Below are 22,228 nucleotides of genomic sequence, written 5' to 3' on the forward strand. Positions count from 1 at the left end.
CGGTCCCGTCGGCGACGCACGTCAGAGGCCGCCGGCAGGAAGGGGTACACCGGCTGCGCTCCGCGGCGGCGCTGCCACGGGGCGATTGCTTTTGAGCCGGGACAGTAGCGACCCGCTCCGCTCAGCGGAAGACCTCGTCCAGAATCCGGGCGCCGGCGAGCGAATAGAGACGGTTCGGGACCTTCGTCGGTCGCATGCGGGACTTTGGCGGACAAGATCGGCTTTGTCGTGCACGTAGCGTGGAAGGGCCCGGAGGCCGACCGTGGGGGCCGGTCTCCGACGCCGGTCCTGCGCGGCTCCTTCACCGGTTCCGCCGCCGCGGGACGAGTGAGGCCCGTACGAACGCTGTCGTACGGGCCTCAGCCGCACTCAGGGGCGGGGTGGTGGGAACGGGGGTCACCGCATCCGGGTGGCCCACTCCTGCACCTTCTTGATCCGTTCCCGGATCTGGCCGGCGGTGGCCTCCGCGCTCGGCGGACCGCCGCAGACCCGGCGGAGCTCCGTATGGATCACACCGTGGGGCTTGCCGGTCTGGTGGACGTACGCGCCGACCATGGTGTTGAGCTGCTTGCGCAGTTCGAGGAGCTCCTTGTGGGAAACGACAGGGCGTCGCTCGGCGGGGAGTTCGAGCAGATCCGCCTCGTCGTCCGGCTTCTTGCGGCTGTGCGCGATCTGCCGGGCCTGGCGCTTCTGGAGGAGCAGCTGGACCTGGTCGGGTTCGAGGAGGCCGGGGATACCGAGGTAGTCCTGCTCCTCGGCGCTGCCGGGGTGGGCCTGCATGCCGAACTCGGCGCTGTTGTAGAGGACGCGGTCGAAGACGGCGTCGGACTCCAGCGCCTCGAAGGGCAGCATGTCCTGCTCGCCGGTGTCCTCGTCCTGCTGCCGCTCCGCCTCGGCGAGTTCCTTCTCGGACTCGGCGTACGGGTCCTCCTCGCCCTGCTTCTTGGGCTTGTCGAGGACGTGGTCGCGCTCGACCTCCATCTCGTTGGCGAAGCCGAGGAGGCTGGGGATCGTCGGAAGGAACACGGAGGCGGTCTCGCCGCGCCTGCGCGAACGCACGAAACGCCCGACGGCCTGGGCGAAGAAGAGCGGGGTCGAGATCGTCGTCGCGTACACGCCGACGGCGAGGCGGGGCACGTCGACGCCCTCGGACACCATGCGGACGGCGACCATCCAGCGGTCGTTGTTCTCGCTGAACTCGTCGATGCGGTTCGAGGCGCCGGTGTCGTCGGAAAGCACGACGGTGGCCTTGGTGCCGGTGATCTCGCGGATCAGCTTGGCGTACGAGCGGGCCGAGTCCTGGTCGGAGGCGATGACGAGGCCGCCCGCGTCCGGGATGGATTTGCGGACCTCGGTGAGCCGCTGGTCGGCGGCGCGCAGGACGTTCGGCATCCAGTCGCCCTTCGCGTCCAGGGCGGTCCGCCAGGCCTGCGAGACGGCGTCCTTCGTCATCGGCTCGCCGAGACGGGCGGCGATCTCGTCGCCGGCCTTGGTGCGCCAGCGCATGTTGCCGCTGTAGGAGAGGAAGATGACGGGCCGGACGACGCCGTCGCCGAGGGCGTTGCCGTAGCCGTAGGTGTAGTCGGCGGAGGACCGCCGGATGCCGTCGTTCCCCTCCTCGTACGTGACGAAGGGGATGGGGTTGGTGTCGGAACGGAACGGGGTGCCGGTCAGCGCGAGGCGCCGCGTGGCGGGCTCGAAGGCCTCCAGGCAGGCCTCGCCCCAGGACTTGGAGTCTCCGGCGTGGTGGATCTCGTCGAGGATGACGAGGGTCTTGCGCTGCTCGGACCGGTTGCGGTGCAGCATCGGGCGGACACCGACGCCGGCGTAGGTGATGGCGACCCCGTCGTACTCCTTGCTGAGCGGCCCGGCGCTGTAGTCCGGGTCCAGCTTGATCCCTATCCGCGCGGCGGCGGCGGCCCACTGCTTCTTCAGGTGCTCGGTGGGCGCGACGACGGTGATCTGCTGCACGACGTGGTGGTGCAGCAGCCACGACGCGAGGGTCAGGGCGAAGGTGGTCTTGCCGGCGCCAGGTGTGGCGACCGCGAGGAAGTCACGGGGCTGCTCCTGGATGTATCTCTCCATCGCGCCCTGCTGCCAGGCACGCAGCTTGCCGGCGGTACCCCACGGGGCCCGTCCTGGGAAGGCGGGAGAAAGGTGATGGGAGGAAGTGGTGGTAGTAGTCACGATCTCCGGGTTCGACGCTCGTCCAGATATGACAACCGGGCCACCTTACCGGCGGCCCGGCCGGAACGTCGTACGCGACGAGGCGGGTGCGCCTGGTTGCGACTCAGCTCACGTCGTCGGCGATCAGTGCGCGCAGCCCCTGGGAGATCACCTTCACCTCGTCGGTCTCACCCGTCGCCGCGGCGATGACCAGGCGCTCCGTGGCGCGCGGACGACGACGACCTGGTCGTCCACCGCGTACTCGGCGACGGCCAGGACGTCCTCGGCGGAGAGGTGGACGCAGCTCACGTGAGCCGCTCCATCAGCTCATGCCACTCGGCCGCCTGCGGTCAGCAGCCCGCACCGGCGTCGCGTGCAGCCGCGTCGCGACCCACGCGCCCACCGCCGCGACCCCCGCCATCGGCAGGAAGACCGCGGCGAAGGCCCCCGGGTGGGAGCCCGTGGAGGCGTGGGAGGTGACCGCGTGGCCGACCGCGCCGCCGCCGAGCGCCGCGAAGGCCGCGCCGCCCGCGGCGAGCAGCAGGACGTTGGAGAGGCCGTCGGAGATCTGGAGGGCGGCGGAGTTCGCGCCGACCTCCTCGGGCGCGGAGAGCTTCATGAGCAGCACGCTCGTCGAGGCGATCACCGCCCCCATGCCGAGGCAGCCGAGCCCCCAGGCCGCCGCGACCACCCACACCGGCACGGCCGTGATCAGCACGCTCGGCGCCGCCGCGATAGCGATCGCGACCAGGACCATGCCGAGGACGACGAGCCGTTCCCGGTACGGCTCCGTCCACGGCCTGGCCTGGATCCAGGAGCCGAGGGCCCAGGTGAGGCCGCCCGCGGCGAGGGAGAGCCCGGCCAGGGTGGGGCTCAGGCCCCGCTGGGTGACCAGCATCAGCGGCACGAAGGACTCGGCCGCGATGAAGGCACCCGCGGCGATGCCGCGGAGCAGGACGACGGACGGCAGACCGCGGGCGGCCCGGTAGGTGCCCTGCGGAAGGAGCCCGCGGACCGCGGGCACGAGGAAGGCGATACCGGCCGCCGCCGGCAGCAGGGAGAGCCAGCGCAGCTCCTGGCCGGCGTACTGGAGGAGCGCCGCACCCGCCGAGATGCCGAGCGCGAGCCTGATCCGGCGCCGGTCCCAGGGCGCCACGGGGGCGGTCGGGTCGGCGGGTCCGGAGGCGGTGCGGCGGATCGCGGGGAGCGCGAGGGCCAGCGGGAAGACGACGAGGACGGGGATGCCGACGAAGACCCAGCGCCAGCCGAGGTGCTCGGTGATCGTTCCGGCCGCGAGCGGTCCCACGACGGAGGGGACGACCCAGCTCGCGGCGAACGCGGCCATGATCGCGGGTCTGAGGTGCTCGGCGTAGGCCCGGCCGACGACCACGTACAACGCGACGATGACGAGCCCCCCGCCGAGCCCCTGGACGGCCCGTCCGAGGATGAACAGCCACATGGCGCCGGCCGTCCCGGAGAGCAGCAGTCCGGCGGCGAAGGCGCTGATGCCGGCGGTGAGCGGGGCGAGCGGCCCGAGGCGGTCGGACCACTGCCCGGCCAGGACCATGGCGAAGAGGCTGGTGGTGAAGTAGGCGGAGAAGGCGAAGGCGTAGAGGGGGATGCCGTTCAGCTCGCGGGCGGCCACGGGCATGGCCGTGCCGACGGCGGTCGCCTCGAAGGCGATGAGCAGGACGACGGAGACCATGCCGATGCTGAGCGCCCGGTGGGCCGGATCGAGGACGGACCCCTTGGTGACGAGGGTGCCGGCGCTGTCGACGCTGTCGACGGCGGTGACGGCGGTGACGGTGCCGACGTCGTGCGGGGCAAGGGATCCGGGTATCCGGGCGACGTCGGCGGCTGTCTCCGCGTCCGCCTCGACGTCGCGGGGTTCGAGGGCGCTCATTCCCCCAGAGTAAGAGGTGAAGAGGTAAATGACCCCTGTCAGGAGTCTCGGAGCGACTCAGCCCTTGGACGTACGCCGGACGTCCCGCGAAGGGCGCGTACGGCGCGTGGAGGGCGGGCGCGCCGCGGGCGGAGGGCAGGCGCCCGGCGCGCGGAGGGCAGGCGCCCGGCGCGCGGAGGGCAGGCGCCCGGAGGGCGCAGGGCAGGCGCCCGGCGCGCCCGACTGTGAACGCCGCATGGCAGCGCTGTTGCAGTCGCATGGCACGACCCCGTAACCCCTTGAGCCCCTCCCGGCCCCCGCCTACGGTCGTACTCGTTGCACCACACGACCGTGTGCCCGAGTGGTTGAGGGGCCGGCCTGCAAAGCCGGTTACGTCGGTTCGAATCCGATCACGGTCTCCAAGGGACGTTGCGAAGGACGAGGGGCCGGGGATTCGCCCCAGCAAGTTCCGCACCCGCGGAGAGCGCAGATCGCCGCCCTCCGGATCCGCGCCGGAGCACCGCTCACCGGCAATCACCGGCGATCGCCCTGCCGTCAGCCGCACGCGCGGTCTCCTCACGGCGACCGCATGCCCGCTTCACGTTCGCAACCCGGACAGCCCGGACTTCCCGGACCTCCGCCCTCCGCGGTCCACCCCCGCCGCGCCTCTCGCGCACGCTCCCTCCCCTCCCCCTCGCCTCGGGCGTCCCTCCGCGCCTCGATAGGCTCGTCCCCGCCCGTCACCGCGGGCGCACGGACGACGGGGGCACGAACGGTGGAGCAATCGCGCGCGCAGCACGAATCCGCGCGGCAGCACGAATCCGCAGGGCGGGAAGCGGCGCCGCGGGAATCCGCGCGGCGCATCGGCCCGTACCGGCTGATCACCCGCCTCGATCCGCCCCGTACCGTCCTGCCCTGCCGCCGGTTCGTGGCCCGCACCGAGGACGGCGAGCACACCGTGCTGCTCAGCACCCCGCTGCCCGGCACCGACCCCGCCCGGTTCGCCGTGGAGGCCGACGCCGCCCGACGCCTCCTCGGCCCCTGGGTCGCCCCGGTGACGAGCGTGGCCGGCCCCGGCGAAGTCCCCTGGTACGCGAGCCCCTACGTGCCGGCGCTCCCGCTGCCCGTGGCGCTCGCCGTCCACGGCGGCCCGCTGCCCGAGACCGCCGTCCGCGCCGTCGGCGCCACCCTCGCCGAGGCGCTGGCCGCCGCCCACGGCCAGGGCCTCACCCACGCCGGGGTGTCCCCCGCCGCCGTCCTGCTCACCGCGGACGGGCCCCGGCTGACCTGCTTCGGCGCGGTGCGGGCCGCCTCGGCCGACGGCGAGCCGCGCACCGGCCTGCCCGGCCTCGACCCGGGGGCGCTCGCCCCCGAACAGGCCTCGGGAGGCCGCCCGCGCCCGCCCGGTGACGTCTTCGCGCTCGGCGCGGTCCTCGCGTACGCCGCCACCGGCCACACCGTGCCCGAACGGGACGAACTCCCGCCCGCCCTACGCCCGGTGATCGCTTCCTGCCTGGCCCGCGACCCTGCCGACCGGCCGACGGCGGCCGCCCTGCTGACCGCGCTCGCCCCGCCGACGACCCACGGGACGGTCCTGAACTCGGCCGGCTCGCTCCTCGCCCCGGGCTGGCTGCCGGGCCGGGTGGTGGCGGCGCTCGCCCGCCAGTCCTCGGAGCTCCTCGCCGCCGAACTCCCGGCGCCGGCACGGGCCTGAAGCCCGAGCACGCCCCTCACCTCTTCCCGCCCCTCGGACCCGACGGACCTCATCCATGCTGTCGCCCCTGACCCACGACGACCCGGCCGCGGTCGCCACGTACCGACTCATCGCCCGCCTCGGTTCCGGCGGCATGGGCACGGTCTATCTGGCGCGCACCCCCGGCGGTCGTACCGTCGCCCTGAAGACCGTGCACGCGCGGCTCGCCACCGACCCGGCGTTCCGGGCCCGTTTCCGGCTGGAGACGGACGCGGCGCGGATCATCGGCGCGCGCCACGGCGCGGCCGTCGTCGACGCGGACCCGCTGGCCGAGACGCCGTGGCTGGCCACCGAGTACGTCCTCGGCCCGCCGCTCGACGACGCGGTGGCGCTCGGCGGCCCGCTCCCCGAGCCGACGGTCCGCGCCCTCGGCGCGGCGCTCGCCGGGGCGCTGGCACAGCTGCACTCCTCGGACGTGGTGCACCGGGACCTCAAGCCCTCGAACGTCCTCGTCACCGCGTACGGACCGAAGATCATCGACTTCGGCATCGCGCGGGCGGCCGGCGACGACCGTCTGACCCGTACGGGAGCGGCGGCCGGCACGCCCGCGTTCATGTCGCCGGAACAGGCGAGCGGGCAGGAACACCCGCCCGCCGGCGACGTGTTCGCTCTCGCGGGCGTCCTGGTGTTCGCCGCGACCGGCCACGGACCCTTCGGTACGGGCTCCGCCGCCGACCTCCTCTACCGCGTCCGCTACGCCGATCCCGACCTGACCGGCGTACCGGAGGCACTCCTCCCGATCCTCACGGCCTGCCTCTCGAAGGACCCGTCGGCCCGCCCCACCACGGGCACGCTGATCGACCGGTTCCACGACGGGCACGGCGAGTTCGCCGACCACCTGCCGCCCCTGCTGCTCACCGACATCGCCCGCCGCGCCACGGACGTCTGGCTCCACGCCCCCCACCGCCTGCCGGCCCCGGCGGGCTCGGCGGTGGCGGAGACGGTGGCGAGCACTCCGCTGTCGCGGCGGCGGCTGTTCTCGATGGGCGGCGCGGCACTGCTGGGCGTGGCGGGAGCGGGGGGCGGCGTATGGGCGTGGCTCGGCTCGCGGGACGGTGAGGACGGCGCCAAGGCGGCCGCCCCCACCGCGGGGCCCACCGCGATCCCCGCCACCACCGCCCCGGACGGCGCGCCCGCCGCGCTGTGGCGGGGGGACGCCCTGGACCGCGAGGAGAGCGTCATGCCGATGCTCGCCGGGGGTGTGGTGGGGCTCGCGGAGACGGCGACGTTCCGCGCGCTGGATCCGCAGAGCGGGTCGGTCCGGTGGGAGGAGTCGATGGTGACGGACCCCAAGCAGATCACCACGGACGGTACGAACTTCTACGCGTCCAGCTATCCCGTCGAGGGGGCGTCCGCCCTGGAGATCCGCTCGCTGGCCGCCCGCACCGGTGAAAAGACCGCCCGGACGGTCGTGCTCAAGGGCTTCGAGGGCTCCCAGTTCGGCACGGAACTCCTCACCGCCGCGGGCGGGATGCTCTACGCCTCGTCCCGGGTGGGCGGCAGGGACGACGAGGACAGCGACACGGGCTGGCATCTGATCGCCGTCGACCTGCGCACGGGAAAGGTGTCATGGCGGCATCCGCACACGGACACCAACGCCCGCCGCTGGCTGTCCCGGATCGTCGGCGACCGGCTGGTGCTCGGCAAGAACAGCGGTGACATGGAGTCCTTCATCGTCCAGGCGCGCGACCTCCGCACCGGGCGGCAACTGTGGCGGCGGAGCATTCCGCTCAAGGAGTCCGTGTCCTTCATCCCGGGCCAGCTGGCCACCGACGACCGGCACCTGTACGTCGGCGGTGACCGTCTCCGGGCGCTGCGCCTCACCGACGGCGGTGTCGCGTGGGAGTACGGCAAGGGCTCCTTCTTCGGGGTCCCCACCGTCTCGGGCGGCCTCGTGCACGCGAACGAGGCCGGCCGCGGGCTCGTGGTCGTCAGCGCCGACAAGGGCGCCAAGCGCTGGGCGGAGGCGCTCTCGGGCCGCAGTCTGACCCCGGATCTCTACTCGGTCCCGGTGATCGGAAAGAAGTACGTGTACGCGCCCGTCCGGGGCGGCCTGAGCGCGATCGACCGGGCGACCCGCCGCTCGGCGTGGGTGTTCCCGACGGAGGCCACCCGCTACGTCGTCGACGCGCAGCGGAAGCGGATCGTCGGGGCGGGAGCGTCGTCCGTCGTGGCCCTCCCCTTGGCCTGAGCCTCGGACCACACCAGCGTTCCCCCGCCCGCCCCCGTTCCACCGGCCGACATCGCCCCCCACCGACCCGGAGACCACTCGTGACCACGCTGCCCCTCGCCACCGGCGACCCGCTCCGGCTCGGCCCGTACCGCCTGCTCGGCGTCCTCGGCGAGGGCGGCATGGGCAAGGTGTACGTCGGACGGGACGGCGACGGCGCTCCCGCGGCCGTCAAGGTCCTGCGGCCCGAACTCGCCCACGACCAGCACCTCGCCCAGCGCTTCGTCCGCGAGGCCGACATGGCGCGGGCCGTCACCAGCAAGGGCGTGGCCCGGGTTCTCGGGGCGCAGACCGAGGGCGGGCGGCCGTGGATCGCCGCCGAGTTCCTCGCCGGGCCGACGCTCGACGAGGCGGTCCGCGCGTACGGCCCGATGGACGTGCCGACCGTCCGCGCCCTGGCCTGCCACCTCGCCCGTACGCTGCACGACATCCACGCGGCCGGTCTGATCCACCGCGACCTGAAGCCCGCGAACATCGTGCTCACCTCCACGGGCCCGCGCATCATCGACTTCGGCATCGCCCGCCCCGAGCACGGCCTCACGCTGACGACGACGGGCCAGATCCCCGTCACCCCGGGATACGGGGCTCCCGAGCAGGTCCTCGGCCGGCGGGTCGGCCCGGCGTCCGACGTCTTCTCGCTCGGCGCGGTCCTCGCGTACGCGGCGAGCGGGCGGCGCGCCTTCGACGGCGCGCACGTGCCCGCGGTCCAGTACGAGGTCGTGCACGGGACTCCCGAACTGAGCCTGGTCCCGCCGGAGCTGCGGGAGTTGATCGAGCCGTGCCTGGCGAAGGACCCGGCGTACCGCCCGCAGCCCCCGCAGGTGGCGGAGGCCTTCGCCCCGCCGAAGGGCGCGGACCGGGCCTGGCGCAAGGGTCCGCTCGCCGACGACATCAAGCGGCGCGAGACGGCCACGAAGCGCCTGACCGCCCCCGCGGACACCGTCGCACCGTCCGGCTCACCGTCCCGACGCCGCTTCCTCACCGGCGCCGCCGTGGGCGTGGCGGTCCTGGGCGCGGGTGGCGGGACGGGCGCGTGGTGGCTGAACCGGGAGGGTACGAAGTCCCCGACGGCCGATGTGCCCCCGGCAGTGGCGACCCCGGAGGCCGCTTTCGTCTCGGCCATCGACATGAAGCCGGGCGAGTCCCCGAAGGCACTGTGGGGACCGTTCGACGTGATGGCGGCCGAGGGCGAACTGCCCCTTCCCGTACGGGATGTGGTGATCGTGCAGGCGAAGACGGGCGGCCTCCTCGCCCTCTCCGTCACGAACGGCAAGGAACGCTGGCGTGCCAAGGACATCGACTCGGACGCCGGTTTCGTCTCCGTCGCCGACCGGCTCGTCGTCGGGGTCGACAGGAACGGCGTCCTGAGCGCGTTCGTCGCCTCCACCGGCGCCCCCGTCTGGCAGACGCAGTCCGACGTCGAAGACGTCCTCGCCGCGGACGACACGCACGTCTACCTCGTGACGAAGGACAACGAGCTGCGGGCCGTCGACGCCTGGACCCTGGCCACCACCTGGACCCGCCCGATGACGTCCCCGCGCTCCCCGCACGGCCCCGCGAAGGCGGCCGTGGGAAAGAAGCGGCTGGTGATCCACGGCAGGGACGGCCACTGCGCCGCCCTGTACACGGCGACGGGCGAGACGGACTGGGAGATCAAGGACCAGGGCACCGACGGCCAGGCCCCGGCACTCGGCGCCAACAACGCCGCCTACTTCGGCGGCCGCAAACTGACGGCCCGCCGACTCGACCGCGGCGACTTCCTCTGGGAGGAGGAGGCCGGCAGCACCGCGGGCGTGTGGGGCACGCCGACCGCCACCGGTGATCTCGTCTTCGCGATGAACAGGTACAACGCCTACCGGTACTCCACCATGCGGGACGTCCGCTTCCCCGTCTCCGACTGGTACGAGGTCATGGACGGAACGGGCCCCGGAACCGTCAACCCGCCGGCCGTCGAGGGGGCGACGGTCTGGCTCCACTCCCCGGACAACAGCCACATCCAGGTCGTCCACAAGACCACCCACGTGCGCCTGTTCGTCATCGAGATGGAGCGCCAGGGCACCTACCAGCTGGCAAGCGGCGGCAACCGCGTCTTCGTCGCCCGGGGCGGCCGGATCGGAGCGCTTCCGGTGCTCGGGGTGTAGGTCGCCTCAGGCTCGCGCCGTCGCCGGTGCGAGCCCGTGTACGGCGGATCGCAGGGAGTGAAGGGTCTTCTCAGGACGTCGGATGCGCGGTGGGCGAGGGCACGCCCGTCGCGAGCCCGTCCTTCTCACAGCCCAGCTCCTTGGAGACCTTCCGGGCCGCCGCGTTGGCTAGGGTGACCAGCCGGGTCCGCCGGTCCAGATCCGTGTCCGGGATGCCGGCCGGCCCCCGCACCACCGTCTCGACGACGATCTCGCGAGCGGGCGCCTTCACACGGCAGGTGAAGTAGACCCTGCTGAAACCGGAGGAGGCGTAGGCCTGCAGCCCCGAGGCGTAGGAGGTCACCTTCTTGGCGTGTTCCGGATTCAGTCCCGGGGCCGACCGAGCCGGGCTCAGTTGGATCTGAAGGTCCTTCTCGCCGCCTCCGTCCCCGGCGGGCCAGAACCAGCAGTACCGCCGCGACTCCGGCCGGTAGGACTCGGCCCACTGCTCCGGGGAGGCCTTCCGCAGTTCGTCGAGGGCCTTGTCCGGTTCCGACTCCGCAAGGCCGTCGCCGAAGCGGCCATCGCCCATGACGTCCTTCAGGGCCGCTGTGGCGGCAGCGTCCTCGGCGAAGCCGCCCCGACACACCTCGGCTGCCGACAGGCCGCCGGGTTCCTTCGTACCGGCGCCGCCGTCGTCGTTCCCCCCGGAGCAGCTCGTGAGGAGGGCGGCCACGGCCGCAGCCGCCCCAAGTCGCGTCAGCGCGGACCGCATGTGCGTCACTTCTTCTCGTACGGGTCGGGGAGCGCGTTGTCCCGGGCGTGCAGGCGGGCGTCGCGGACCTGGTCGACCAGCATCTCATCCAGGTAGTTGCGGTCACGCTCGCTCCAGCCGGGCGCGTTCGCGTAGGCGATGCCGGGGCGGAGCGAGTTCTCCTTGCCCATGGCGAGGGCCTCGTTCTTGAGGTCGTCGGACTTCTTCTTGAGCAGCTCGTCCTTCTCGTACTTCTCGGCCATGTCGTCGGCTTCCATGCCGATGAAGGTCGTCACGGCACCTCCCACCGTCTCGGCGGCCAGCGGTACGAGTACGCCACCGGCACCGCCGGTCAGTGCGACGACACCGCCCGCGGCGGCCGCGCCGATGCCGAACTTGACCCATTCGGTCGTCCGGCCGACGGCCTTCTTGTGCTCCTCGGAGTCCTTCTCGTAGTCCTTGTCGATCTGCGCCATGCGGGACTCGTCCATGATCCCCTGCGCCTCGGACCCGATACGGAGCGTGGTGCGCGCGTCGGTGAGGTCGCGCTCGTCGAAGGTGGACCCGGGCTTGGGGCCGACCTCGTCGAGGACGCTCGTCGTGTAGAGCGTCTCGGCGGCCGAGAGAGTGGCGTGGCCGGTCTCGCTCTGGGACACGATGCCCATGAAGTTGACGGCGTCGCCGCGGTTCCAGAGCAGTCCGGTGTCGAACTCCTCACCGAAGCGGGACTTGCCCTTGTCGTCGTTGTTGCCGAAGGGCGAGTTCTTCTTCTCCTCCATCGTCGTGTCGCTGTCCGTCTCCAGGGAGCGGTTCAGCTCGTCGATGTAGGCGGCGCCCATCTTGCCGAGGCTGTCGTCGATGCCCGGCTGCTCGTGCATGTACTTGGGATCGTTGCCGTACCGCTCGACGACCTTCTGCATGACCTCCGCGTTCTCCTTGGTCCGCACGTCCTTGAGACCCTCGGTCTCGGCGTCGTACGGATGGCCGGTGGTCGCGGACTCCAGGGCGTGACCGAGCGCGTTGTAGCCGGGCTCCCTGGTCCTGTCACCCTTGTCGTTGAGCTCCTCGGGCCACTCGCGGTCCTTGGTGAAGTAGTCGAACGGGTCGATCTTCTTGTCGTCCTTGGAGTTCTCCGGCGTGAGGTCGATGCTGCCGCTGAAGAAGTCCGTCGACGCCTTCGGGTTGTGCCCGAGCCCCTCCATGAAGCCGATCATGGGGTCGTTGCCGAGGTCGCCGCCCTGCCAGTTCAGGTGGCTCGGCATGCCGCCCATGGCGTGCCAGGCGCGGTCGGCGGGCAGCCGGCCGTCGTGTGTCATCTTCCGCTCGGTGATGACGAGTCCGTTGCCGTAGTCCTTGAGGAACTTGTCGTCGTAGTCGCCGACCCGCATCAGGTTGCTCATGACCTGGAAGCCGTACGGGCTGGTGCCGCGCGTCTGGATGGGCTCGCCGCCGGCCTTGATGACGTCGGCCTTCCACTGCTCCATCTCGGGGCTGGTGGAATGCGTGGCGGTGGCGAGCGTCATGCTCCAGTTCGTCTGGAGCTCCTTCAGCTTGTCCCGGTGGTCGACACCGAGGCGCGAGCCGTCGCTCGGGTCGCCCATGTCGGCCCAGTACTCCATGCTGCCCTTCGGTCCGACCTCCAGGGCGAACTTCTCGGCGAAGTACGGGTCCTTCTGGTTGGCCCTGAAGAGGGCGTTGAGCTTGTCGATCTCCGCCGGGGTGGCCTCGTCGCCCTTCTTGTACAGCTCGTAGGCGGCGTGCGCGTCCTCGGCGTCCTGCGCCTTGGAGGCGGCCTTGAGGGAGTCGTACCGCGTGCCGGAGAAGTTGTTCTGGTCATTGCCGACGAGCCCACGCAGGGCGCGGGAAGCGACGTCGTCGGCGTCGTCGGCGCGGGCGATCGCAGCCTTGATCGCCGCGTTCATCGCCTCGAAGTCGGCCGCTTCGGGCTTGGGACCGTCGTAGTTCTTGGCCCGGCTGTCGGGGCGGATCAGGTGACTCACCACGCCGTCCTGGTCGATCCGCATGCCCTTGCCGGGCGCCTCCGCGACCAGCTTCTCCAGCTCGCTCTTCGCGGCCTGGAACTCGGTCTCCGCGTCCCGCAGGATGTTGCGGATGCTGGTCGCCTCGGTCAGGGCGTCGCCGAACTCCTTGGCCGTCTTCCGGACGAACGCCTGCGTCACGCCGGCGTTCTCGCCCTTCCAGTCCGCCTTGTCGGCCTTGCCCTGAAGCCCCGTCTCCGCCTTCTCCTTGGCCTTCTCCAGCTTGGTCACCGTCTCGGACCAACCCGTCACGGCCTCCTTGAGACTCGCGAGGTGGGCGTGGAGGACCTGGTCGAACTTCAGCATCTGTTTCCCTCGTCAGCCACTGGCAGGCGCGTCGGCTCAGTTGAAGTGTTCGTCGATCGTGGACATGGAGAAGTTCGTGACCAGAACTTCCTCATGGTTGGCATGGCTGATGACGGTGTCCTCAAGGTGGTTGTGGATGTGCGCGCAGGCACTGAGGAGCGTCTCGGCCTGACCGCGCCAGGTGTCCCACATGGTCCACATCGCCGATCCGGTCCGGAACCCGTCGCCGTCAAGGCTCTTGGCCGCCGCGTCCGTCTGGGCGCCCGCGTGGAAGGCGTCCCGCTCGAACCAGTGGAAGAGCTCCTGGGCCTCGTTGCCGATGGCCTTGAGATCGGCGGACGTCACCTTGTAGTCACTGGGACCACCACCACCGCCGCCTTCGGCGGGCACGCTGTTGAGCCTCATCGCCGCGGTCTCGCCGCGGACTTGGCTCCACTCCTCGTCGAACGACATCTGGTTCCCCATGAGTGAGTTACGGACGTCCGGCAGCGGGGGGTCGGGCTCAGCCCCGCCGCGAACGGAGCACGGGTACGGCGATCGCGGCACCGATCAGCACGGCCGCGCCGATGCCGAGGCCGATCCACAGGCCGGTGTTTCCGCCGCCCTCGCTCGCGGCCTGGGTCGCGGCCGGTGCGGGGGCGGGCGCGACGGAGGACTCCGCCGGGGCCGGGTCCGCCGAGGCGGAGGCGGACGGCGTCACGGCCTCGCCGAGATCGTCGATGGGACGGACGTCGGCCGGACCGGGGTCACCGGGCGTCTTCAGCGCACGGAGCGGGCGGACCGCACCGTAGCCGATGTAGTCGCTGCGCTTGGGGCCCTCGGTCGGCGGGGAGATGGTGTTGAGCATGACCTTCAGGACCTGGTTGTTGGTCCAGTCGGGGTGCTTCGACCAGATGAGCGCGGCGGTCGCGGACGCGAGGGCGGTGGCGTTACTGGTACCGCTGGAGGTACAGACACGGCCGCCGCCACAAGCGGCGACGGTGTCCTTGCCGGCGGCCACCATGTCCACCTGCGGACCGGACTGGGAGAGGGGAAGACGCTTCAGCTTCTCGTCGATGGCGCCGACACCGACGACACCGGGGGTCGCTCCCGGGTACTCCGGCTTGTTGGACTTGTCGCCGGTGTTGCCGACGGATGCGAAGACCAGGGCGCCCTTGTCCAGGGCGTACTTCACGGCATCCGTGAGCTGCTGCGATCCGACCTGTGAACCCTGCGAGATGTTGACGACCTTCGCGCCGGAGTCGACCGCGAACCGGATGGCCTTGGGCATGACGGCGTTGAACTCGCGGTCGGCCGCGGCCTGGCTTCCCTTGCCGCCTTCCGATCCGGGCACGCGCACGGGAAGGATCTTGGCTCCGGGGGCGAGGCCGTAAGCGCCCTGTCCTCCGTTGGCCTTGCCCGTGCCCGCGATGAGGCCGGCCATGTTCGTGCCGTGGCCGGTGTAGTCGGTGAACTCGTCTCCGGCCTCTCCCGGTGCGAGGTCGCTGCCCTTGAGCACCTGTCCCGGAAGGTCCGGGTTCTGCCTCTCCACACCGGAGTCGATGACCGCGACGGTCACGCCCTTGCCCGTGCTGAGCTGCCAGATCTCCTCCGCGCCCATCGCGGTCAGATGCCACTGCCGGTCGCGGACGCCCTCCGCGTGGGCGGGAACGGAAGCGATGCCCACCAGCAGCATCCCCAAGGCGGCCGAGGCGGTGACTCGGGCACGGCTCCGACGAATACTGCTGGTACGCATCTGCTTCCTCGCGCTGATCAGTCGATGACGGGCGGCGCCACGCGGCGCCCCTGCTGCCAGGTCTCCTCGTCCTCGACCAGGTAGTCGGGACGCTCTCCGTTCGTCTCCTCGCGCTCACCGGGCTGCTGCGTGGAGCCTCCGCGCACGAGGCCGGAGCCGCCGGGCGTGAAGGGACGCGCGCTGCCGCCGGTGGCACTGGCGCGCTGCGCCTTGCCGCCGACGATGCCGCCGGTCTCGCCGGCGAGACGACGCCCCCCGGTGATGCCGTTCTGGCCGCCGCCCATGCCGCTGCCCATCGGGCCGCCCATGCCGCCGCCCATGGGCGCGCGGCCCATGCCCGTGCCGTTGCGGCCCTGCTCGGTGCCGATGACGGTGCTGCGCGGAAGTCCGGTCTGGGGACGTCCGTTCATGTTGGGCACGGCCTTGCCGCCGCTGATGCCCTCGCGAGGACCGCCCAGCGGGCCGGGGCCGGTCGGCAGGCCGCGCGGGCCGGTCGTGGTGTTCAGCGGGTTGCGCATGCCGCCGGTGACGGGACCGGTGGGAGGCAGCTTTCCCTGGCCGCCCTTGGACGGGAGCGGGGGCAGGCCGGGCGTCGTCACGAACGGAGGCGCGCTACCGTCCGGCTTGGTGATCGGCGGCGGCGTGCCCGGGGTCTGCGTCGTGGGTCCGGTCGGCGTGGTCGGCGGCGTCTTGGTGTCGACGCTGTCGATGCCGAGGTCCACGGGCACGTCGGGCCGCACGTCGGGGCGGACGACGTGGGTCGGTCCCGACGGGTCCTTGGTGGAGGACGGCGGGAGGGGGATGGTCGTCTCGGGCGTCGTCCGGGTGTCCGGCTGGGTGTGGGGGGTGGACGGCCCCGTGGTCCGCTCGGTGCCCACGGTGTGCCGCTCGCCCTGCGGGGCGTAGCCGCTGGAGGTGGACCCCGATCCGCGCTCGCCGGCGCTCGCCGGCACGAAGTCGCCCGGCGGCGGCGGGAACGTCGGCGGCTGCACGCTCGTCATGTGGAAGCCCGACCAGAAGTACGCGGACGAGAGCTTGCGCATCTCGTCTTCCGCCGCCCGCTTGGTCTCCGCCTCCTTGGCCAGAATGGCCTGGAGGTCCTCCTTGGCGGAGATCGACCTCTGCGCGTCACGGGCGACGCCCGCCGCGTCGGGGTCGTTGTGGTACTTCTGCGCGGCGGCCAGGTTCGCCTTGGCGGACTCGTGGGAGGTGTAGCGCGGCATGGCGCTCTTGGCACTGGCGATGGCCGATGCCGTCTTGTGCATCTCCAGGGCCCCGTTGGCGCTGTATTCGCTGAGCGACTTGGTCGAGCTCACCACGCCTTCGGCCCACACGTTGAAGGCCTTCTCGGCTTCGCCCTCCCACTCCACACGGGTCGAGCGGTTCTTGAGCTGGTCCGCGATCTCCAGCAGCTTCTCGGCCGCCGCCTTCAGGCGGTCGCCCGCGATCCTCACGCCGGATTCGCTGGCTTCGTCCAGCCAATCCAGCATCTGCTGGTGCGTCATGGAGGTGAAATCGGTGCCGCCGCCTCCGCCGCCACCCTCTGCTGGCCTCATCCTTCGCCTCTTCCCCGTGTCCCCGACATTCCGTCCGCGCCCGCTCTAGCGGTAGGCGCCGGCTCCGTCGCCCGTCTGGTCGTTCCCGGTCTCCGGGATGCGCCCGGCCTCGCGGTCCGCCTTCGTCTTGGCTTCGTCGGTCCGCTGGTGAATGTTGATCATCTTCTGCTTGACGTCGTCGTCCATCTGCTCGAAGCCGTCCTTCGACGCGACGACCGCGATGCCGAGGCCCTCCAGGCAGTCCTGCAGCAGGCCGGAGAGCTCCGTCAGCTGCCCGAGGACGGTCTCGTACGAGGTGTAGATGCTGCTCGCCTCGCCCCAGGCCGCACCACCGCCGCCGAACTTCAGGCGCCCCAGCGGGTCGGCCTTCATCTTGCCCGTGCCGGCCTCCGAAGAGGTGAGCATCTCGATCAGACCGTCGATGCTCGTCTTGAACTCCGACATGGACTCGGTGTTGTAGCGCACCGCATCGGCACTCATCGCCTGCATCCCGTACCCGCCCCCGTCCACGTAGGCTTCCATGCCCGCGCTCCTCCCCCGTCGAACAACCGTCCGCCGTTACTGCCAAGTCCAGAAGTCCACTGTAGTCAGGAACGACGACAGTGCGCACCTCCGGGTTGCACAAGCAACGGACATCACAGGGTTACGAATTGGGCACGGCCACCGCTGCCTGGGGGCGGATCGGGAGGCGGTTGACCGGGCGGCCTGTCGCCGCGCGTACCGCTGAGGCCACTGCGGCGGGTGAGGTGACGACCGGGATCGCGCTCGCCGCCTTCGCGCCGAACGGCGCCACGACGTCGCGCTCTTCGACGAGTTTCACGATGCGAATGTCCGGGGCGTCCAGGGATGTCGGGAGTGCGTATCCGGTGAGGTCGGGGTGCCGGACCAGGCCCCGGGCGGTGCGGAGGTTCTCCGTGAGGGCCGCGCCGACGCCCTGGGTGACGCCCGCCTCGATACGGGTGGCGAGCTGGGCCGGGTTCAGGACGCGGCCGACGTCCTGGGCGACGGCCATCTCCACGACGCGTACGGCGCCGAGTTCGATGTCCACGTCGACCACCGCGCGGATCGCGCAGAACGCGAGGCCGACGAACGCGTCGCCCTGGCCCGCCTCGTCCAGCGGCTCCGTCGGGTGCGGGCGGCACTGGGCGGTGGCCCAGAGCTCCTTGCCGTCCATCGCCTCCGTGACGGTCGTCGACAGCACCCCGTCATAGGAGGTGATCTTGCCGTCGGTGATCTGGAGGAGCTCCGTCGACATGCCGAACTGGTGGGCCAGCGGCTGGAGAAGCTGCGTACGGACCATCTTCGCGGCCCGCTCCACCGCCCCGCCGGAGACCCAGGTGTGGCGGCCGTGGGCCGCGGGCCCGGCCGGCGGCTGGTCGGTGTCGACCGGAGCCATGTGGACCTCGTCGATGCCGAGCGTGTCCTGCACGATCTGGCGGGCGAGCGTCGAGAAGCCCGAACCGGTGTCCACGGCCGAGCAGATGACCGTCGCCACCCCGTCCTGGACCCGCACGGTCGCCGTCGAGACCTCGTCCGTACCCTCGGCGCCCAGCATGTGCACCATGCCCAGCGCGTAGCCCACGCCCCGTCGCACCGCGCCCGGTTCGCCCGCGCCCTCGGGGCCGCCGGGCAGCAGCCACTCACCCTCGGGGGTGTCCTTGGGCAGCGGAGGGAGCGGGAAGTCGCGTACGGCGGAGAGGAGTTCGGCGACCGGAGCCGGGCAGGTCACCGTCTGGCCCGTCGGCAGGATGTCGCCGGTGGACATCACGTTCCGCATGCGCAGCTCCGCCGGGTCCACGCCCAGTTTCACCGCGAGTTTGTCCATCTGCGCCTCGTACGCCGCGCACACCTGCATCGCGCCCTCGCCCCGCACATGGCCGGACGGCGGGTTGTTCGTACGGACCGCCCAGCCCTCGACGAAGGCGTGCGGCACGACGTACGGACCGCAGGCGAAGGCCACGGCCGCCGCGAGCGACTCCGACGAGGAGTCGGCGTACGCGCCCGCGTCGAGCAGGATCTGCGCCTCCACCTTCACCAGGCGTCCCTCCGCGTCCGCGTGGTGCCGGTAGCGCAGCAGGGTGGGGTGCCGGTGGGCGTGGCCGAGGAAGGACTCCTCGCGCGTGGCGGTGAGCTTGACCGGGCAACCGGTCCGCAGCGCCAGCAGGCCCAGCGGGATCTGGAAGCCCGGGTCCTCGCGGTCGCCCGTGGCGCCGGGCACGCCGGTCACCACCAGCTTGACCTGCTCGGGCGGAAGGCCGAAGCAGGCGGCGGCCAGGTCCCGGTCGGTGTGCGGGTCGGTCGAGGCGGTGTAGAGCTCCACGCCGCCGTCCGGGCGCGGTACGGCCAGACCCGCCTCGGCGCCGATCGGCGCCGGGTCCTGCCGCCCGATCCGGTACAGGCCCTCGACGACGATCTCGCCCGTCGCGTCGGGGTCGCCGAAGCGCAGCGGGATGTGCCGGATCAGGTTCCCGTCGGGGTGCAGCGCCTCGGCCGCGAACGCCTTCTCCGGGTCCGTCACCGGGTCGAGCACCTCGTACTCGACGGCGATCGCGGCGGCCGCGAGCCGGGCCGTGTCGGGGTGGTCGGCGGCGACGGCGGCGATCGCCTCGCCGTGGTGCCGGACCAGGTCGGAGGCGAACACCGGCCGGTCGGCGACCCGACGGCCGTACGTCGCGGCGCCGGGCACGTCCGCGGCCGTCACCACGGCCCGTACGCCCGCCATGGCGGTGGCGGCGCTCGTGTCGACGGAGACGATGCGCGCGTGCGGGTGCGGGGAGCGCAGGATCGCGGCCCAGAGCAGCCCCTCGGCCCACAGGTCGGAGGCGTACGGGAAAGTGCCCTCGGTCTTCGCCCTCGCCTCGGCCTGCGGAAGCGAGGTGCCGAGGCCGTGCGCGGCCGGCTCCTGGCCCAGAGTCCCGGGGGTGTCGAGGACCGGGATCGTGGGAACGGCGGTGATCGCGTCGCTCACGCCATGCCTCCGTCGTGCGGGTGGGGAATCTGGTGCGGGACCCGGGGCTCTTCGCCAGCGTCGGACGCGGCGGCCGCGGCGCTCGCCTCGCGCTCGGACACGACGTCCTTCACGGCGTCGAGGACGCCCCGGTAGCCGGAGCAGCGGCACAGGTTGCCCGCGAGCGCCTGGCGGGTCTCGAGTTCGGTGGGGGCGTGGTTGCCCTCGAGGAGGTCGTGCACGGTCATGCACATGCCGGGAATGCAGAAGCCGCACTGGACGGCGCCGCACCGGGCCAGCGCCCGCTGCACGTCCGAGGGCTCCCCGTCGACCGCGAGGCCCTCGACCGTCCGCACCTCGCTCCCGGCGGCGGTCGCCGCGGGAACCAGGCAGGAGGCGACGAGCCGGCCGTCGACCTGCACGTTGCACGCGCCGCACTCGCCCTGCGAACAGCCGTCCTTCGCCCCGGCGAGGCCGAGGCGCTCACGCAGGACGTACAGCAGCGACTCGCCGATCCAGGAGCCGGTGACGGGCCGGTCGGCGCCGTTGACCCGGAGGGTGTACGAGGTGTGGGGGTGCTCGTCGCTGTCGGTGGAGGCGGCGAGGCCCGCGTCGGGTGCGGCGGGTGCGGCGGGGATCGCGTTCGAGGACTCGGGGGCGGTGTCCGCCTCCGGCGCCCGGCCGGACGTGTCGGACGGGTCGGACGCACCGGACACGTGGGACACGTGGGACGCATCGGACTGGCCCGAGGCACTGGACAGGTCGGACGGGGCGGACAGGTCGGACAGATCAGTCGGGTCGGACATGGGGGGCGCTTCGGTCGCGTCCGGCCCGCCGTCCTGACCCCGCGCCTCCGCTTCCGCCACCCTCCCGGCCGACTCCGCCGTCCCGTTCGGCGCCGGGCTCGCGCCCTGCTCCTCCCCGGCTTCGGCGCCCGCGTCGGCGACGGCGGTGTCCGCCACACCCTCAGCCGTCGGTCCCGCGACCGCTTCCGCGCCCGGCTCCGCGACCCGCTCGGCCGCCGGCTCCCGCTGCACGGCCCACGGGGCCGGGGCGCCGCCCGGCAGGGTCGCCGGGGCCTCCGCGTACGGCCGGACGGCCGAGGCGGCGAAGTCGCCCGACTCCTCGGCGGAGCCCGCCTCTTCGGCCACCTCGGGCATGCCCGGTACGCCCGGAATCTCCCACTGACCCGTGGCGCCGGAGCCGACGGGTGCCGTCGCCTCCGTCATCTCCGTGAAGCGCCACTCGGACGTCGCGTGCGGGTCCTGCTCGAAGTGCTCGGCGTACTCCGTGTGCCCGGCGTGCCCGGCGTGCCCGGCCTGCCCGGCCGTATGCCCGGCGTGCCCGGCCGTGTGCCCGGCGTGCCCGGCCGCGTGCCCGGCCCGGTCGGCGGCGTACGCGCCCTGCCCGTCGGCGTACCCGCGCTGCCCGTCGGCGTACCCGCCCTGCCCGGCCTGCTCGCCGTACCCGCCCCGCTCCGCGTACTCCGTCCCGTCGAAGTACTGCGTATGCTCCGCCTGCGTCGGCAGGTGGACGTTCCACGTGCCCGTCGCCGACGGGTCGGTCGCCGCCGGGTCGAGCGGCTGCAGCGGAGTGATCATCGGCGGTACGTAGCCGTGGCCGGGCGCCTCCAGGGGGACGCCGTCCAGCATGAAGTCGGGCGGCAGCTGGACGAACGCGGTGGCGTCCCCGTCGTACCCCTCGCTCTGCGGGATCGGCTCCCAGCCGCCGGAGTTCTGCTGCTGACGCTGCTGTTCGTTGCTCACGAGAGTGCCCTCCCCAGTGCCCGTCGGGCGAGTGCGGCGACGGTGCGCCGCAGGTGCAGTACGGCCGGGGGCAACACTTCGTCGCCCGGCGGGTCCGGGATGCAGGCGGCGGCGACGTACTCGCCGAAGGCCGCGAGCGCCTCGGGGGCCAGTCCCCGGTCGTTGTCCCAGTCGACCAGCGAGGCGATCCAGCGCTCGGCCTCCAGGGGGCGCAGCGGCATCGGCGCCACGGCGCCGACCGCGCAGCGCACCCCGCGCCGGGCCGGGTCGAGGACGACGGCGACGGAGGCGGTGGCGCGGGCCGGGCCGGTCCGGCCGGTGGCCTTGACGAAGACCTGGGGGGCGTGGAGCAGGGGGACGCGGACGAAGGCGACGAGTTCGCCGGGGGCCAGCAGGTCGCGGCCGGCGAGCAGGTGGGAGACGGGGATCTCGCGGCTGCCGAGCGGCCCGAGGACGACCAGGTCGGCCTCCAGGGCGGCGAGGACGGGCAGCGAGTCGCCGGTGGGCGCGGCGGTGACGACGTTGCCGCCGAGGGTGCCCGCGTTGCGGATCTGGGGCGGTCCCGCGGCGCGGGAGGCGGCGGCGAGGGCGGGGATGAGGGCGGCGAAGTCGGGGCGGCCCATGCGCGCGTGGGTGAGTCCCGCCCCGAGCAGTGCGTGGCCGTCCTGGTACTGCCAGCCGCGGATCTCGTTGATGCGGCTCAGACCGACCAGTCCGGCGGGGCGGAGCTGCCCCTTGTTGACGGCTGCCATCAGGTCGGTGCCACCGGCGACGGGGACGGCGGCCGGCATGGCCGTGAGCGCCGCCACGGCCTCGTCGAGCGAGGCGGGCAGCGTCACGGACTGCGCCGTCTGTGGTGCGTGCGTGGTCAACCCGCTGCCCCTTCCCGGTGTCCCGGTGGTCCCCGAATGTGCCCGGCGGTCGCGCCTGCGTGTGGGCGTACCGTACGTGCTCACAGGCCGGACGTGGCAACT

15 protein-coding genes and 1 tRNA gene are annotated in these 22,228 nt (G+C 72.5%); 4 read left to right on the plus strand and 12 right to left on the minus strand.

Going from position 1 to position 22,228, the window contains the following annotated elements:
• Nucleotides 1-396: 396 nt before the first annotated feature.
• From ACIP84_RS21085 to ACIP84_RS21095, 3 genes are all read right to left on the minus strand, one after another.
• Nucleotides 397-2,190, minus strand: coding sequence for a DEAD/DEAH box helicase (locus ACIP84_RS21085; protein WP_030324967.1), 1,794 nt, complete (start codon nucleotides 2,188-2,190; stop codon nucleotides 397-399).
• A gap of 150 nt (nucleotides 2,191-2,340) precedes the next feature.
• On the minus strand, nucleotides 2,341-2,475 hold the full coding sequence (locus ACIP84_RS21090; protein ID WP_401799288.1) for a hypothetical protein: 135 nt from the start codon (nucleotides 2,473-2,475) through the stop codon (nucleotides 2,341-2,343).
• Between the two features lie 13 nt (nucleotides 2,476-2,488).
• Nucleotides 2,489-4,069 carry an MFS transporter gene (locus tag ACIP84_RS21095; protein ID WP_401799290.1) on the minus strand — a complete coding sequence of 527 codons (1,581 nt, stop codon included), beginning with the start codon at nucleotides 4,067-4,069 and terminating at the stop codon, nucleotides 2,489-2,491.
• 326 nt (nucleotides 4,070-4,395) lie between these two features.
• Here ACIP84_RS21095 and ACIP84_RS21100 point away from each other — a divergent pair.
• The 4 genes from ACIP84_RS21100 (at nucleotide 4,396) to ACIP84_RS21115 (ending at nucleotide 10,172) form a co-directional block, all read left to right on the plus strand.
• Nucleotides 4,396-4,470, plus strand: a tRNA-Cys gene (locus ACIP84_RS21100).
• Nucleotides 4,471-4,910: 440 nt separating this feature from the next.
• The gene (locus ACIP84_RS21105) at nucleotides 4,911-5,762 is read left to right on the plus strand and encodes a serine/threonine protein kinase (RefSeq protein ID WP_355958202.1); all 852 of its coding nucleotides are present in this window, start codon (nucleotides 4,911-4,913) and stop codon (nucleotides 5,760-5,762) included.
• A 55-nt stretch (nucleotides 5,763-5,817) separates the two neighbouring features.
• Nucleotides 5,818-7,992, plus strand: coding sequence for a PQQ-binding-like beta-propeller repeat protein (locus ACIP84_RS21110; RefSeq protein ID WP_401799292.1), 2,175 nt, complete (start codon nucleotides 5,818-5,820; stop codon nucleotides 7,990-7,992).
• 80 nt (nucleotides 7,993-8,072) lie between these two features.
• Nucleotides 8,073-10,172: a serine/threonine-protein kinase gene (locus ACIP84_RS21115; protein ID WP_401799294.1), complete on the plus strand. Its 2,100-nt coding sequence runs from the start codon at nucleotides 8,073-8,075 to the stop codon at nucleotides 10,170-10,172.
• Nucleotides 10,173-10,242: 70 nt separating this feature from the next.
• Here the strand turns inward: ACIP84_RS21115 and ACIP84_RS21120 are convergent, their stop codons facing one another.
• The 9 genes from ACIP84_RS21120 to ACIP84_RS21160 all read right to left on the minus strand — a co-directional run bounded on the left by ACIP84_RS21120 (nucleotide 10,243) and on the right by ACIP84_RS21160 (nucleotide 22,126).
• Complete coding sequence (locus ACIP84_RS21120) at nucleotides 10,243-10,926, minus strand: hypothetical protein (RefSeq protein WP_401799296.1); 684 nt, start codon at nucleotides 10,924-10,926, stop codon at nucleotides 10,243-10,245.
• Nucleotides 10,927-10,931: 5 nt separating this feature from the next.
• Nucleotides 10,932-13,250 carry a hypothetical protein gene (locus ACIP84_RS21125; protein WP_401799298.1) on the minus strand — a complete coding sequence of 773 codons (2,319 nt, stop codon included), beginning with the start codon at nucleotides 13,248-13,250 and terminating at the stop codon, nucleotides 10,932-10,934.
• 36 nt (nucleotides 13,251-13,286) lie between these two features.
• Nucleotides 13,287-13,703 (minus strand): hypothetical protein, encoded by a 417-nt coding sequence (locus ACIP84_RS21130; RefSeq protein ID WP_401799300.1) that lies wholly within the window; start codon nucleotides 13,701-13,703, stop codon nucleotides 13,287-13,289.
• A 49-nt stretch (nucleotides 13,704-13,752) separates the two neighbouring features.
• On the minus strand, nucleotides 13,753-14,985 hold the full coding sequence (gene mycP / locus ACIP84_RS21135; protein WP_401799301.1) for a type VII secretion-associated serine protease mycosin: 1,233 nt from the start codon (nucleotides 14,983-14,985) through the stop codon (nucleotides 13,753-13,755).
• A gap of 17 nt (nucleotides 14,986-15,002) precedes the next feature.
• Complete coding sequence (locus tag ACIP84_RS21140) at nucleotides 15,003-16,541, minus strand: hypothetical protein (RefSeq protein ID WP_401799303.1); 1,539 nt, start codon at nucleotides 16,539-16,541, stop codon at nucleotides 15,003-15,005.
• A 45-nt stretch (nucleotides 16,542-16,586) separates the two neighbouring features.
• A complete protein-coding gene (locus ACIP84_RS21145; RefSeq protein WP_401799305.1) occupies nucleotides 16,587-17,063 on the minus strand; it encodes a hypothetical protein in 477 nt (158 codons plus the stop codon).
• A gap of 121 nt (nucleotides 17,064-17,184) precedes the next feature.
• Nucleotides 17,185-19,509 (minus strand): xanthine dehydrogenase family protein molybdopterin-binding subunit, encoded by a 2,325-nt coding sequence (locus ACIP84_RS21150; RefSeq protein WP_401799307.1) that lies wholly within the window; start codon nucleotides 19,507-19,509, stop codon nucleotides 17,185-17,187.
• The gene (locus ACIP84_RS21155; RefSeq protein WP_401799308.1) at nucleotides 19,506-21,254 is read right to left on the minus strand and encodes a 2Fe-2S iron-sulfur cluster-binding protein; all 1,749 of its coding nucleotides are present in this window, start codon (nucleotides 21,252-21,254) and stop codon (nucleotides 19,506-19,508) included. The genes ACIP84_RS21150 and ACIP84_RS21155 overlap by 4 nt, the downstream gene beginning before the upstream one ends.
• The gene (locus ACIP84_RS21160) at nucleotides 21,251-22,126 is read right to left on the minus strand and encodes a xanthine dehydrogenase family protein subunit M (protein ID WP_030324484.1); all 876 of its coding nucleotides are present in this window, start codon (nucleotides 22,124-22,126) and stop codon (nucleotides 21,251-21,253) included. The genes ACIP84_RS21155 and ACIP84_RS21160 overlap by 4 nt, the downstream gene beginning before the upstream one ends.
• Nucleotides 22,127-22,228 lie beyond the last annotated feature (102 nt).

The sequence above is a fragment of the Streptomyces sp. NPDC088707 genome (assembly GCF_044752725.1).
Taxonomy (GTDB): domain Bacteria; phylum Actinomycetota; class Actinomycetes; order Streptomycetales; family Streptomycetaceae; genus Streptomyces.

What these genes read in the sequence shown, in the direction of transcription:
- mycP (WP_401799301.1), bottom strand. Translation starts at nt 14,985, where the DNA reads ATGCGTACCAGCAGTATTCGTCGGAGCCGTGCCCGAGTCACCGCCTCG.
- ACIP84_RS21140 (WP_401799303.1), bottom strand. Translation starts at nt 16,541, where the DNA reads ATGAGGCCAGCAGAGGGTGGCGGCGGAGGCGGCGGCACCGATTTCACC.
- ACIP84_RS21145 (WP_401799305.1), bottom strand. Translation starts at nt 17,063, where the DNA reads ATGGAAGCCTACGTGGACGGGGGCGGGTACGGGATGCAGGCGATGAGT.
- ACIP84_RS21095 (WP_401799290.1), bottom strand. Translation starts at nt 4,069, where the DNA reads ATGAGCGCCCTCGAACCCCGCGACGTCGAGGCGGACGCGGAGACAGCC.
- ACIP84_RS21130 (WP_401799300.1), bottom strand. Translation starts at nt 13,703, where the DNA reads ATGTCGTTCGACGAGGAGTGGAGCCAAGTCCGCGGCGAGACCGCGGCG.
- ACIP84_RS21110 (WP_401799292.1), top strand. Translation starts at nt 5,818, where the DNA reads ATGCTGTCGCCCCTGACCCACGACGACCCGGCCGCGGTCGCCACGTAC.
- ACIP84_RS21120 (WP_401799296.1), bottom strand. Translation starts at nt 10,926, where the DNA reads ATGCGGTCCGCGCTGACGCGACTTGGGGCGGCTGCGGCCGTGGCCGCC.
- ACIP84_RS21125 (WP_401799298.1), bottom strand. Translation starts at nt 13,250, where the DNA reads ATGCTGAAGTTCGACCAGGTCCTCCACGCCCACCTCGCGAGTCTCAAG.